Below are 13,876 nucleotides of genomic sequence, written 5' to 3'. Positions count from 1 at the left end.
CCGGACACGTGCCGTGACGGCCGGCAGGACGCCCGGTGAAGACCGGGCGTCCTCCACCGCGTGGTCACTGTCAGCGGGGCCGGGAGCCGGTCATCGGCGGAACGGCCCGGTGACGCAGTAGGTGATGCCGCCGGAGGACGAGCCGGTCGTGCCGCGTTGCGACGAGAAGTACAGCCGGTCCCCCGCCGGGGTGAACGCCGGCCCGGTGATCTCCGAACCGCTCTGTCCGGTGATCCGCAGGAAGACCGAGATCTTGTCGTCGGGCGTGATCATGCAGATCTCCATGTTCCCGCCGTCCTCCGCGACGTACAGGTCACCGGCAGTGGACCCGGTGATGTTGTCGACCCCGGTCAGCGGAGGGGTGCCCGGACTGACCAGGTTGTCGTCGTAGGCGAGCTCGTACGTGCCGGCGGCCAGGTTGACCTGCCACACGCGGTTGTCGCCCTTCGTGGTGAACCAGACGGTGTCATCCGCGTAGTGACAGCCCTCGCCGCCGTTGAACGTCTTCGCGCCGGACACCTGCTGCCGGGTCGGGGTGGGCGAGCCGTCCGGGTCGGGCACCGTGGCCCAGGTGAACGTGCCGGAGGTCGCCGTACCGGCGCGGAAGACCTGGAGGGTTCCGGCGGAGAGGTCGCCCCAGGTGGTCGGCACGAACCGGTAGAACTTGCCGTCGGTCTCGTCCTCGGTCAGGTAGACGACCCGGCGGACCGGGTCGGCCGCGGCCGCCTCGTGCTTGAACCGGCCCAGCGCGGGACGCGCCACGGCGGTCCCGCCGAGGGGGTACGTCTCGAAGACCCGGCCCAGGGACACCTCCTCGCAGGAGAGCCAGGTGTTCCACGGTGTCTTGCCCCCGGCGCAGTTGTTGTTGGTGCCGGAGAGGATCCGCGACGCCCCGACCACGGTGCCGCTGGAGTCGAAGACGAGGCGTGAGGCACCGCCGCCCGCACCGGCTGACACCTCGGAGTTCGACACGTAGATCCAGCCGGTGCCGTTCGGGAACACGGCGCCACCGTCCGGAGCGTCGTGCCAGGTGTACGACGTCCCCGGCACCGTCCGACGGGATCGTGCGACGATCGAGCTGGTGAAGCCGGCCGGCAACTGGATGCCGTTGGCGTCGGCGGGCTGGAGCCCACCGTAGGGGCCCGCCGCGTTCTGCGCCGGGGCTCCGTACGCCGCCGACCACGCGGTGAACGGCAGCGCGACAGCGCCCGCACCGACGACAGTGGCCCGCAGCATTGCTCGACGATCCATGGAACCTCCTCGGTAGGTTCCCCAGATCTGACCGGGCGGAGCTTACGCACATCGATCTGTTGGATGAACGTCGATGGACGCCTCGGTGCGCGGCGTCGTGTCACCGGCCGTCTCGTCCGTCGCCTGCCGGTGACGGGAGCGACTCGCGGTCGGCCCCCGCCACCGTTCGCATGGCTGGTCAGCCCTTGCGCCACTTCTGGTTGGCCGTGCCCCCGCAGTCCCAGAGCTGGAGCCTCGCGCCGTCGTTGCCGTTCCAGTCCTTGATGTCGACGCACTTGCCGGCCTGGAGGTTGACCAGGTCTCCGGCCGCGTTCAGGGTGAACTGCTGGGCGCCGGTGCCGTTGCAGGTGTAGAGCTGCACCGCCGCCCCGTTCGCGGTGGACCCGGCGTCGATGTCCATGCACTTGTTGTTCTGGCTCTTGAGCGCCGTGCCGCTGAACGTCCACTTCTGCGCGTTGGTGTTGTTGCAGTTCCACATCTGCAACGGCGCGCGGTCGACGAAGTTGGAGCTCGGCACGTCGATGCACTTGTTGTTCCAGTTGCTGACCACTGGCACCCCGGTGGTCGGGGTGCCGCCGCCACCGCCGGTGAACGGGCTGAGGATCAGTCCGGCCGAACGGGGATCGCCGTCGTGCACCAGCGACTCGAATCCGCCGACGTCGTCGAAGGCGAACGCGTACGCCCGGCCGTCGGTCATGTTGGCGTGGATCAGGCGGGCGTACTGGTTGGTGGGGTTGCTGCGGTAGAAGTCGGCGGCGTTCGTGCTGGGCTGGGTGTCGACGGTGCCGAGCGTGCCTCGGTTGAGGGCGGCGCAGAGCGTACGCGAGATCGGGCCGACCACCTGGTCGTTCGGCGCGGGCAGGTCGCCGTCGCAGCCCCAGACGCTGGCCGAGGAGGGCCGGTTGAAGGAGGCGACGACCTGGCCGCTGCCGTTGGTGAAGGTCATGGTGTTGCCCGAGGTGCGGCCGTAGTACCGGATGGCCGGCTGGTCGGCGAAGGGCGCCACGGTCAGGGTCTTCGTGGTGTACGCGTTCCACGCGGACGCGATGTACGAGTCCAGGTACGTGGTGCTGAGCAGGCCGGCCCCGGCCGCCTTGCCCGGAGCCAGGACGCGCAGGACGGTCCCGTCGGAGCGGGTGTGGACGGTGCCGGCCCAGCCCGGCTGCGCCCGGATCCCGTCGATGACCGCGTTGCGTCCGTTGGCCACCACGTCGCCGGTGCGCTTGGTGACGCCGTTGGCGCCGGTCACGGTGACCGCGTGCGGGATCGCGAACATGTCGACCTGGGAGCTGTTGAGCCACAGCCCGGAGTCGTTGTAGGTGAACTCGCTCCAGTCGAAGAGGATGTCGCGGTTCGCGTCACCGGCCGCCCAGGGCGCGGGCTGCACCAGTCCGTCCGGGGTGAGGAAGAACTTGAGCTTCTGCCCGAGGGAGAAGTAGGCCCGGCCGGAGAAGCCGCGGGGGAACTGGATCGTGGTGCTGCCGCCGTTGCCGGGGCCCGGTATGGAGACGTCCGGCGCGGGCGACGGCGGGAGCTGCCCGCCGGTCCACGGTACGAAGGTGCCGCCGGAGGTGACGTAGCCGAGTCGGCCGGAGGACAGCTGGACGCCGATGACGTAGAGGTGGACCGGGTCGCTGCGGCCGGTGGTGTTGGTGACGGTGACCGGCAGCAACGCCGGTCCGACCGCCTGGGCGGGCGTGGCGACGACGGCGCCGGTGAGCCCGGCGAGCAGGGCGGACGCGGCGGCGAGCAGCCTTCTTCGGAGACGCATGGGGACACCTCGCGGGAGACGGGGGGACGGGAGAGCGCTCTCTCAGAGGGTCCAATTGTTAATATTGTTTGTCAATAGGTGGCTGCCTATGGACCAGGGTCACGGCGAAGGTCACCGGTTGATTAAGATCCACTATGGAACAGTCGACTGTGGATTGGGTAGGTAGGTACATGAAACGCATGCTTTCGGCGCTGACGGCGCTGGTGACCGTCGCGGCGGGCCTGACTGTCGGCGCCCCCGCCGCCCAGGCGGCCGGCTCCTGCTCGGGGACCATCACCTACAGCCAGGTGCAGTCGTCCGGGCTCGGTGAACTGGTGATCTACTACAACAGCAGCAACGGGGGCACCAACAGCGCCTGCTTCTACCACCGCGGCGCGGCGTACGGGAGGTCGGCGCCCACCTTCGTGCAGATCTACCGCTGCGCGGAGCGGTCGGGCGAGGGCGCGCACTGCACCCGGTCGGGCGGCGCGGACACCAATTCCGGTGACTTCAGCTATTACGCCGGCCCGGTCGCCGTCACCGGTACGGCGAACTACTGCGTCGAGGCGGTCGGCTACATCGGATGGGCCGGTGAGCGCCACCAGATCTACAGCCGCCGCCAGGGCTGCTGAACCCGCTCCCCTCCCCCGGACCGGGACCGGCGCACGATGAGCGCCGGCTCCCCGGCCGGGCCGGGTCAGACGGCCAGCGCCCGGCGGCACCTGGTGAGTTCCGCGCGCAGATCCCGGCGCAGGGCCCGGTCCAGGCCGGGCTGGGCGAGCGCCTGGGCGAAGTCGCGGGCCGCCTCGTCCCACCGGCCCAGCCGGGCCAGGGCCGTACCCCGGTTGTAGCGCGGCACGGGGGCCTCCGACAGCGCCACCGCCCGGTCCAGGTCGGCGAGCGCGGCGGCCACGTCGCCGCGCTCGAACCGGGTGGCCGCCCGGTTCGTCCACGCCTCCACCAGTTCGGGGTCCCCGTTCAGGGCCCGGGTGAGCAGTTCGTCGGCCTCGGCGGGCCGGCCGCGCTCGGCGAGGACCAGGCCCAGGGTGCACAGCAGCGCGGGCTCCTGCGGAGCGCCGGCCAGCCCGGCCCGCGCACCCGCCTCGGCGGCATCCAGCGCGCCGCGCTCCACGTGCAGGTTGACCAGGGCGATCCGGGCGTCGAGGTGCCCCGGTTCGATGGCGAGCACCCGCTCCAGGTCGGCGCGAGCCCGCTCGGGGCGGCCCCGCTCCTGCTGGAGCACGGCCCGGTTGTAGTACGCCTCGGGCAGATGCGGTCCCAGCCGGATGGCGGCGTCGTAGTCCCTGATCGCGGCTCGGGTCCGGCCCGCCGCCCGGTGGAGGGCGGCGCGGTCCACGTAGTACTCGCAGTTGTCGGGGTCGTGGGCGATCACGGTGTCCAGATCGGCCAGCGCCCGCGCCGGGTCGCCCAGCGCGAGGTGAACCTGCGCCCGGTTGTGGCGCAGCCGGGCCAGGTCCTGCGGGCGTTCGCCGGGGCCGAGCGCGGCCGTCAGCCGGGTCAGCCCGTCGTCGACGAGCCGCAGCGCGCGGTCGGGCCGGCCGGCCCGGCTGTCCAGCAGCGCCAGGCCCTGCTCGTAGAAGACCGTCGACAGCAGCCGCCGGCGTGGGTCGGCCAGTTCGGCGGCGAGGCGCAGCGCCACCTCCAGCCAGTGCCGGGCCAGCGCCGGGTCCTGGTCGGCCGCCGGCAGGTGCCGGGCGTGCAGCATGGCGGTGGCGTACGCCGCCGACATAGTGATCTTCGGGTCGTCGGTGACGGCCCGCGCCTCGTCGTAGAGGTCGAGCGCCTCGGCGGCCCGGTTCAGGGCCGCCAGGGCGGTGGCCAGGCCGGTGGTGAACGCCCACCAGTGCCGCAGGTCGCCGTCGGGGGTGACCGCCGCCCGCCCGCGCCGGGCGACCCGGGCCGCGTGGTGGTAGTAGCCGCGGGCCAGGCTGTCGCCCAGGGCCCGTCGCAGCGCCTGCGGGGTGCGCTCGTCGGGCGCCGGATCGGGGGCACCGTCGTCGCGCAGGTCGAGGCGCACCGGGGCCGGCCCGAGCCGGCGGGCCAGCGCGTCCAGCAGTTCGGCTGTCGTCTCGTCGGCGCCGGCGACGTGATCGAACCGGACGGTGACGGGCCGCCGGAGCGTGCCGGCCCAGGCCGCCACGAGTTCCGCCGCGCCGTAGGCCAGGCAGGCGGTACGGCGGGCGGGGTGGAAGCGGATCGGCTCCTCCTCGGCGGCCGGCCGGGCCGCCGGGTCGAGCTGGGGGGCGATCGCGTGCAGTTCGACCGCGTGCCGGGCCGCCAGGCGGGGCCGGTCGGCGGCGACCCGGCCGAGGAAGGCCGAGACCCCGGCGTACGGCCCGTGGTCGCGGTGGCAGTCGTAGCGCTCCGCCCCGTCCGTCACCGCAGGGCCCACCGCCGCAGGGGCGGGCGCCCGGGAGCGCCCGCCGGGCCGGCAGTTACCAGCACCACTCGATCCACAGGCGGCGTGCGCCGGACACCAGGCGGAGTGCAGTCGTGCGACGGATGGTCATCGTCCTCATAGGAACCTCCGATGTGATGCACCTCAGGGCTGGCCCAGAGCGTAATGCCGGTCGATGGAAATAAGAAGGGTTCTCGCGATTCGCGGCGGGCTGATCGCACCGCCACGCCGAACGCCGCCGTCGCGGCGCCGGCCATTCCGCTGCCGAGCAGGCGTACGACGGTCAGCGCGACAGCATCCGGCGGACCCGGCGGCCCACCGCTTGCTTGACCTGGTCGCGCAGTGGCTGCGCGCGGCGTGCCGTGAGCTTCTGCTGCAGCGTCCGGTTCTCGTCCCGCAGCCATTGGATGCGCGTCAGCAGTTCCTCGGCCGTGTAGGCGGAGGCCGGCCGGACCGCCGGCGGGTAGACGGTTCGGCGGACCTGCTCGTCGAAGCGGGTGGCGCTGTCCCCGTCGGCGAACGACAGGCCGAGGTCGTGCTTGGCGAGGAACGCGGTGATCCGCGCGAAGCGCTCCTTGTGGCCCTCGTTCAGGGCCGTGTAGTCGGCTTCCTCGTAGAGTCGGGCGGCGTCGACGTCGGCCGGCACGTCGCGCATCAACCGGTGCGGGATGTCGAAGTAGCGGGCCAGTTCCAGGGTGCGCGAGTCGTGTGCGAGGAGATACCCGGGAGTGCCGGAGATCAGCGCCGTGATGGTGCCGTGGATCCGGGTGCCGAAGGCGAAGTCGAATCCGGAGAGATACTCCATCCAGGGCCACGGGTCCATGAACATCCGCACCTTGTCCTCGACGAAGAGCGGGTGTGAGGTGTGGATCGGCATGTCGTCGGTCTTGCCGCGCAACTTCGGTGCGTCGCCGTAGAGCAGGGTGCCGAGGGTGTACAGGCCCTGCGCCACGTAGCGCAGATTCGGGTAGCGCTGGTGGTGGTGCTGGACGATCGGGGCCAACGCGCGGACGTACGGCGAGATGACGAACGCGAGCCGATCCTCGGTGTCCAGGGTCGCCTTCGCCTTCTCGACCCGGAGGCTGTCGCCGTGCAGGAACATCGACGGACAGCCGATCTGCTCGACGGCGGAGAAGCCCAGCGTCCGCAGGTAGTTCTCGCTGATCTCGCCGCGTACGCCGATGCTGTGCGATCGGTCCAGCACCGCCCGGCAGAACGCCTTCACCGGCTCGTCGATCGGACGCAGGTACTCCCGGTCGCCGTCCACGTCGGTCTGCGCCCCGACCCCGAGCACCACCACCGGGATCTTGAGCCGCTCGATCAGCCGGGTCATCGACGTCAACCGGTTCACGTAGTCGTGGCGGAACGCGTTCGCCAGCGGGATCACGAAGACGTCGTACTTCTCGTTGATCTCGTCGGCATCGCGCGGGTCCGTCCGGAACCGCGACGGGGTGATCTCCGCCGTCGAGGTGGACAGCAGCTTGTGCGCGGCGTGGCTGAAGACCAGGTTGCCGCTGTTCTTGCCGATCCAGTCCCGCTCGTAGGTCTCCTCGGCGGTGACGACGTCGAACGGGCCCTTGCGGGCTCGCAGCAGGATCCGCTGGTGCATCCGGGGTGTCCACCCTTCGTCCCGGACGCCACGGCGCCCGGCGAGGCCGAAGCGGCGCGACCGGCCGGGCACGGCCCCGTTCCGTGCAGGAACCGAAATCCTACGCCCTGACACGGAGAGGTGCCGTCAGACCTACACCGGGTCGGGTCAGGCGGCGTGGACCGCTGTGGTGTCCGCTGCGGGCCGGCCGTAGCGGCGACGCAGTCGGGCCTCGGCGCGGGGGTTGCGATTGGCGAGGTTCAGGTCGCCGCCGTGGTGCGCCAGAACCCGTGGGTTCATCACCCGGTACCACAGCGGCGGGACGAGAGCCAGCATCACCATCGAGGCGTAGCCTCCGGGCAGTCGCGGCGAGACGTCGAAGCTGCGCAGCGTCTGGTAGCGGCGCAGCGGGTTGGCGTGGTGGTCGCTGTGGCGTTGCAGTTGAAAGAGGAACACGTTGGTGACGACGCGGTCGCTGTTCCAGCTGTGCCGTGGGTCGACCTTCTCGAAGCGGCCGGTGGCGGTGCGCCGACGGCACAATCCGTAGTGCTCGAGGTAGTTGACCGCTTCCAGCAGCGAGAGGCCGACGATCGCCTGCAGGAACAGGAAGGGCACGAGCCGCCAGCCGAACACAGCGATCAGCAGGGCGAAGAGCGCGACGGTCATGAGCCCGGCGTTGAGCAGGTTGTTACGCAGCGTCCACGGGCTCCTGTGCCGCAGCCGGAAGCGGCCGATCTCCAGCCGCCACGCCGAGATGAGGCTGCCCCAGACCGTACGCGGCCAGAACGAGTAGAAGCTCTCCCCCAGCCTGGCGCTGGCCGGGTCCTCCGGTGTGGCGACACGGACATGGTGCCCGCGGTTGTGCTCGACGTAGAAGTGGCCGTACCCGGTGGGCGCGAGGGCGATCTTCGACAACCACCGCTCGACCGTTTCGCGCTTGTGGCCGAGCTCGTGTGCGGTGTTGATGGCCAGTCCGTTGACGATTCCGATGGTGGCGACCAGGCCGGCGGCACCGGCGGCACCGAGGCCGCCACGCGTCCAGACCCATGCTCCGAGCAGCAGGGCGGCGTACTGCACCGGCAGGAACAGGAACGTGATCCAGCGGTAGTAACGGACCTCCTGCAACCGCCGGGCGATGTCGTCGGGCGGGTTCTCTCCGTCGTCACCGAGCAGCACGTCGATGATCGGGATGAGTCCGAAGACCACCGCCGGGGTGAGCCACCAGGCAGCGGGTCCGGCGCCGGCCTGCCACAACGCGTACGCCAGAAACGGCAGCACCGGCACGAGGAGAGCCAGTGGCCACAGGTGCTTCTTGCCGTCACGCCAGCCGGCGGCTGGAGCATCGATCGAGGTCTGCATGTACCGCCTCCGGAGTGTCGAGCGCTGCGTCGACTGTCACACGGACAGCCACGCTTGACAATATCCGGCTCTGCGTCAATTGAGTAGACACGCAAGGCATGTGTGTCTACTCGATAGACTCGGCGCACCATGGCCGCCCCTCCGCCTTATCGCCACACCGCGCGCCGGCACCTGCGTGACACGGTCATCACGGCCGGCCGCGACCTGGCGATCGACCGCGGCTGGGACGCGGTACGAATGGCCGACGTGGCGGCCCGCGTGGGCGTGAGCAGGCAGACGCTCTACAACGAGTTCACCAACAAGGCCGGCCTGGGCGAAGCCATCGCACACCGCGAGATCGACCGGTTCATGGACGGTGTGCGGGAGGCGTTGTCCGCCCACGGCAGCGACGTGCGAGCCGCCGTCCATGCCGCGGTGACGTTCGTGTTGACGCAGGCCGGCACCGACCCGCTGGTCAAAGCCGTCCTCAACAGTGCCCGGGGCACCGACGCCCTGCTCCCCTACCTGACCACCCGCGCCGACCTGGCCCTGGCCGCCGCCGTCACGGTGCTGAGGGAGTGGGCGGACACGCACCTGCCCCGGGTGCCTCCCGATGAAGTCACCGTCGGCGCCGAATCCCTCGCACGACTGGTCGTCAGCCACATCGTGCTGCCGACGGCGCCCGTCGACAACACCGCCGACACCCTCGCCGAACTGGCACAACGCTTCCTGGACCCGCCGCGCGCGTGAACGAGCGCATCAGCTGGGATGCGGGCGTCGGCCGGGTGCGTACAGCGGCGGACGACCGGACGTGCCCGAGGGCCTCCTCGGCCGGGTCCGGCCGCCACGGCGGGGCGGGGCGGCGGTCGCCACCCCGCCCGGACGCGACTCGCCCCCTTCAGGTCACCGGGCCCGCCGGTCGATCGGCGCCGAAGTACTCGGGCCGGCTCACCCATGCCTCACTGACGAACATGACGCCGGGCCGGTGGGCCAGGATGTCGCGCAGGCCGACGACGACCGGCTCGGCCCGCTCGATCGGCAGCACGGCGATCACCATGACGAGTCCGGCCCGGTCGTTGAAGAGCAGCCGGCCCTCGTGGGTGCCGTGGTGGCCGAAGCCGGAGACCCCGCTGAGGCTGGTCCAACCGCTCACGCCGGAGGCGTGCAGCAGCGTCCGGACGGCGTCGACGTCGTCGGCGCGGGTCACGACCTCCACCTTGACCATGCGCGTCAGTCCGAGCTCGTTCATACGCTGTACTCCTTCTCTGGGCCGAGGGCCGGGAGCGGCGTGGTGCGCCGGGATCCGCCCGGGTCACTCCATTCGCCGGTACGGGGGTCGATGACGGTCAGGGACATCCAGCCGCCGTCGATCAGCTGGCGCAGGGCCGGGTTGCGGCCGAGCACGGTGTCGACGAGGTGGTGCGGGGCGTGGACCACGGCGAGCAGCCGCAGCGGGTCGTGCGCCGGCCGTGTCCCGTCGTCGACGGACTGCAGCGGCAGCCCGACACGCAGGTCGCCACCGGATCCGGAGAGGACGCCGAGCGCGTCGCCGAGGACGGTGTGCACGGTCTTGGTGCCGGCACCGAGGCGGTGCGGATCCACCGTGGAGAAGTAGTACTGGAGGTTGATCCAGGACGCCACGACGAGCGGGCCCGTCATGATCGTCTCCAGCGCGACCGCGTCCGGATCCGCGGTCCAGTCGTAGGAGTGCAGGAACGTGCGGCAGCCGAGATCGCGCCCGGCGCTCAGCTCGCGCGGCGCGGCGATGAACGCGGCGTTGCCGGCCAGCGCCCACTCCGGCCGCACCTGGGCCCAGTCCGAGGCGCGGCCGGGCAGGTGGCGGGAGCCCGGCCGGCCGGGCAGCCGGGTGGCCCGTTCCGCGCGCAGACCCGCTCCCGCCTCGGCGAGCCGGCGCGTCAGGTCGTCGACGTGCGGGCGCAGCCGGACGGGGACGGTGTCGACATCGAACAGGCGCACCTCGTCGGTGACGGTGTCGTGCTCGCCGGCCAGGACGTGGGTGTCGGCGGGCAGGTGGATCCCCCGGGCGACCAGCGCCTCGCGGATCTCGGGCCGGTTGAGCAGCGCGGCGACCAGCCGGGCGCTGACCCCGCCCCGGTTGCCGCCGCAGGCGCCGCAGTCGAGCGCGGCCGCGTAGGGGTTGTTGGTGCTGGTGGCCCCGTGCCCGCAGAGCAGCACCAGCGGGGCGAAGCCGGTCGTCAGCCCGACGGTGCGCAGCGTCGCCTCCGCGTAGTAGACCTGCTCGTCGAGGGTCAGGGCGGCGGCGAGGTCGGCCACCGGCGGCGCGGTGTCGTCGGCGGGTGGCGCGAACCGGCCCGGCGCCACGGCGCGCACCGCCAGGGCGGCGGTGGCGAGCACGCCGGCGACCTCCACGAAGGCGAACGCGCCGACCGGGTCGGCCTTGGCCGAGGCGAACGCCCGGCGCCACGCCTGCCGGGCCCGCCGGCGGCGTACCCGCGTGGCGTCGGCGGTCTCCCCGACGGTGGCCACCGGTCGCATGAGCACCGGGCAGCGGTCCCGGCCCCGGGCGGCATCGGCCGCCACGGTGCGCACGGGTAGGCCGAAGAAGCCGGCGAAGCCGTAGGTGTCCACCGGCCCGGCCGCCTCCAGGTGCCGGCGCAGGCCCTCGCTGCGCACGTCGATGCAGAACACCGCCTGGGCGAGCGGGGTGACGCGGGCGGCGCGGCGTGGGCGCGGCCGCGCCCCGTGTTCCAGCCGGTTCCGCAGCCGACGCCGGTATGCGTGCTCCGCGGCGGCGAGCCACACCTCGGCCTGCCGCGCCGGGGACAGCTCGGCCATAACGTCGCGCACCACCGCCACCGTCTCCTCGGGCAGCAGCGCCAGGGCCGGCGCGTCGACGCCGAGCGCCGCGACCAGCCGGGCGAGAGCCGCCGGCTCGTCCGTCCCCGGCGCACCGGCGGCCGGTACGGTCTCCGCCGTCCCGGCGGTGGGCGTCGACACGGCGGTCGGCGTCGCGGCGGTGGGGGTCGTCGCGGCGGTCACCGCTTGGAGCGTCGGCGGGACGCCGAGGTGGCGGTGGGTGGCGGTGCCGGCCAGCGCCAGCTCGTAGCTGAGCCGGACCGCGAGCAGGTCCAGCGGGGTCAGGTCCGGTCGCTCACCGGGACGCGTCTGAGACCAGCGGGCGTAGCCGGCCCAGCCCGGCAACCGGAGCAGGGACCGGGTGAGATACGCCGGCCAGGCCGCCGGCGCCACGCCGAGGGCGCGCAGGAGCAGGGCGACTGCCCGCTCGGGCTCGGCGGGCAGCGCGGCGACGAGTGCCCGCAGGCCGCTGACGCCCGCGCGGTCGACGCCGGCCACCCGCCGCCAGCGCGCCCAGCAGCTCTCGTCGGCCGGGCCGGGAACCGGCCAGCGGGCGGCCGGACGGCCGCAGTGCGCCGCGCACCAGCCGGCCACCAGCTCGTCGACGTCGGCGCCGATCCGGGTACCCAGGACCCGGTCGAGCAACTCGGCCAGGGTGAGCGGGTCCGGGTCGGCCTCGACGGCGGGCCGGGTCACCGCGAGCCGGCGCCGCGCCACGGCGAGCAGGTCGGGTGGCGGGGGCGGTCCGTCGTGCACCGGGTGGGCCAGTGCAGCGACCTGGAGGTCCGCGGCCGTGATCGACCGTCCGCCGAGCGTGACCGGCGCCGAGGCCGCCGGGGGGAGCACCGCGGTCAGGTCGGCCGGCTCGATCTCGCCGTCGCGCAGCCGCCGCCGGTACTCGTCGGCCGGCAGGTGGGTCCGCGCGCCGCCGAGCGCCCGCAGCTCGGCAGTGGCCCGCGCGAACGGCACCCGCTCCCGGCCGGCGAGCGGGTTGACCGCCACGAACGTGTCCAGCGGCCAGACCGCGGCGACGTGGTCACCGGCAGCGGCCAGCGCGGCGACGACCCGGGCGGCGTCCGACCGGTCGGACGCGTCGCGGCGGCGTACGGCGGTCACGGCCCAGGCGGCCGGCTCCCCCGCCGCCACGCCGGCGGAGCGGCGCCACCACGCGCCGGCGCCGTCACGCCAGGCCCACCACCACAGCGCGGCGCCGTGCCGGCGCACCAGGAACGCGCCGGCGACGGCCACCAGGGCCAGCGTGACCGCCGCGACGCCCACCCCGGCGTCCGTCACCGAGGTCGGCAGCCCCAGCCACCGGGCGACGGCCCGACCGGCGACCAGGTAGCCGCCGGCCAGCGCGCCCGCCGCGAGGGTGATCGCGACGGCGGTCCGCGCCGGCACCTCGCGGTCCGCGAGCGCCGACCGCACCGCGGTCAGCGCGGCCGCACCGGCCAGGACGGCGCTGAGCAGGCCGCTCGGGCTGGCGCCGAGCGACAGCTCGGTGAGCGCCACGGCGGCGAGCACCGCCGCGCCGGCCAGCGCCACGGTCCGGGTCCGGGGCGGGCCGACCGGGCGGGGCGCGGCCGCGGTCCGCGCCTGGGCCTGGAGCGCGCCGCCGGCGGACAGGAACGCGTACGCCTTGTAGACCGCGTGCCCGACCAGGTGCACGGCGGCCAGGCCGAACGCGCCGAGCCCGCACTGGGCGAGCATGAAGCCCATCTGCGCGACAGTGGACCGGGCGAGGGTGCCCTTGACGTCGGTGCGCACCGCGGCGAACACCGTCCCGGACACCGCGGTCACGAGGCCGGTCAGCACCATCGCCGGCATTACGCCGGGTGCGGCGACCACCACCGGCGCCAGTGTGATCATCAGGAAGCCGGCGACGTTGACCATGCCTGCGTGCAGGAAGGCGGAGACCGGGGTCGGGGCGTCCAGGGTGTACGGCAGCCAGCGGTGCGCCGGCACCTGGGCCGATCGCACCGCGCCGGCCACCAGCAGCAGCCCGCCGGCGGCGGCCAGGAGCCAGCCGGGCCGGTCGCCGGCGGCCGCCCGGACCGCGTCCAGGTCGGCGTCGCCCGTCGGCGCGACCAGCAGCGCCAGGCCGGCGACCAGGGCCACGTCGCCGACGAGGAACACCGCCCGGGTACGGCGCACCGCCGCCCGTACCCGGGGCTGCTCCCGGTAGTAGCCGATGAGCCCGATGAGCAGGTGCCCGGCCGCGATCCAGCCGACGGCCAGTTGCACGAGGCTGGGCGCGGTGGTCATCACCAGGGTCGCCGTGGTGGCCGCCGCGATCCGGGCCTGCAGGGCGCGGGCGCCCGGCTCGCCGTCGAGATAGCGGCGCGCGTAGCCGGCGACGACGGCGGCCAGCCCGCAGACGAGGAGCGCGAACAGCGCGGTGAACCGGTCGAGCCGGATCCCCACGGAGAACGCCGGCCCGGGTGGGTCGAGCCGGAGCAGGAGCGCCGGGACCACCGGGTCGTACGCGACCCGGGCCAGCAGCGCGGCGGCCGCGGCGGCGGTGAGAGCGAGCAGCGCCCCCACCACCCGGGCGGCTCGACGGGGATCGGGTACCGCCAGCGCGCACAGCGCCGCCGATGCGGGCCCGGCCAGGACTCCCAGAACCAGTGCGACGGACATCGTCACCTCCTCAGACACGCGCACTGTATTACACGATTCGTAATTCGTGTAT

Annotated in this window: 9 protein-coding genes; 2 read left to right on the top strand and 7 right to left on the bottom strand. The window is 73.3% G+C overall.

Features of this window, described 5'->3' with window-relative positions; all coding sequences use genetic code 11:
• Positions 1 to 90: 90 nt before the first annotated feature.
• Both FHX31_RS10560 and FHX31_RS10555 read right to left on the bottom strand, forming a co-directional pair.
• Positions 91 to 1,251 carry an alkaline phosphatase PhoX gene (locus FHX31_RS10560; RefSeq protein WP_013476266.1) on the bottom strand — a complete coding sequence of 387 codons (1,161 nt, stop codon included), beginning with the start codon at positions 1,249 to 1,251 and terminating at the stop codon, positions 91 to 93.
• Positions 1,252 to 1,429: 178 nt separating this feature from the next.
• Positions 1,430 to 3,022: a beta-1,3-glucanase family protein gene (locus FHX31_RS10555; RefSeq protein WP_013476265.1), complete on the bottom strand. Its 1,593-nt coding sequence runs from the start codon at positions 3,020 to 3,022 to the stop codon at positions 1,430 to 1,432.
• Between the two features lie 170 nt (positions 3,023 to 3,192).
• On the opposite strand from FHX31_RS10555, the gene FHX31_RS10550 reads away from it, so the two are divergent.
• A complete protein-coding gene (locus FHX31_RS10550; RefSeq protein ID WP_013287086.1) occupies positions 3,193 to 3,633 on the top strand; it encodes a hypothetical protein in 441 nt (146 codons plus the stop codon).
• Positions 3,634 to 3,698: 65 nt separating this feature from the next.
• On the opposite strand, the gene FHX31_RS10545 is transcribed toward FHX31_RS10550, so the two are convergent.
• The 3 genes from FHX31_RS10545 to FHX31_RS10535 form a co-directional block, all read right to left on the bottom strand.
• The gene (locus FHX31_RS10545; protein WP_013476264.1) at positions 3,699 to 5,402 is read right to left on the bottom strand and encodes a tetratricopeptide repeat protein; all 1,704 of its coding nucleotides are present in this window, start codon (positions 5,400 to 5,402) and stop codon (positions 3,699 to 3,701) included.
• A gap of 301 nt (positions 5,403 to 5,703) precedes the next feature.
• Positions 5,704 to 7,029 carry a polysaccharide pyruvyl transferase family protein gene (locus tag FHX31_RS10540; RefSeq protein ID WP_013476263.1) on the bottom strand — a complete coding sequence of 442 codons (1,326 nt, stop codon included), beginning with the start codon at positions 7,027 to 7,029 and terminating at the stop codon, positions 5,704 to 5,706.
• 147 nt (positions 7,030 to 7,176) lie between these two features.
• Positions 7,177 to 8,367, bottom strand: a complete 1,191-nt coding sequence (locus tag FHX31_RS10535; protein WP_013476262.1) for an alkane 1-monooxygenase — start codon at positions 8,365 to 8,367, stop codon at positions 7,177 to 7,179.
• 129 nt (positions 8,368 to 8,496) lie between these two features.
• On the opposite strand from FHX31_RS10535, the gene FHX31_RS10530 reads away from it, so the two are divergent.
• Positions 8,497 to 9,096, top strand: a complete 600-nt coding sequence (locus tag FHX31_RS10530; RefSeq protein ID WP_013476261.1) for a TetR/AcrR family transcriptional regulator — start codon at positions 8,497 to 8,499, stop codon at positions 9,094 to 9,096.
• Positions 9,097 to 9,244: 148 nt separating this feature from the next.
• Here FHX31_RS10530 and FHX31_RS10525 read toward each other — a convergent pair whose 3' ends face one another.
• Positions 9,245 to 9,595, bottom strand: a complete 351-nt coding sequence (locus FHX31_RS10525; RefSeq protein WP_013476260.1) for a DUF190 domain-containing protein — start codon at positions 9,593 to 9,595, stop codon at positions 9,245 to 9,247.
• Entirely contained in the window at positions 9,592 to 13,824 is a 4,233-nt protein-coding gene (locus tag FHX31_RS10520; protein ID WP_123109482.1) for a putative inorganic carbon transporter subunit DabA, read from the bottom strand. Before FHX31_RS10520 ends, FHX31_RS10525 begins: the two co-directional genes overlap by 4 nt.
• Positions 13,825 to 13,876: the final 52 nt, after the last annotated feature.

The organism is Micromonospora sp. CNZ286 (assembly GCF_014207755.1).
This window is presented reverse-complemented; position numbering and strand designations above follow the sequence as displayed.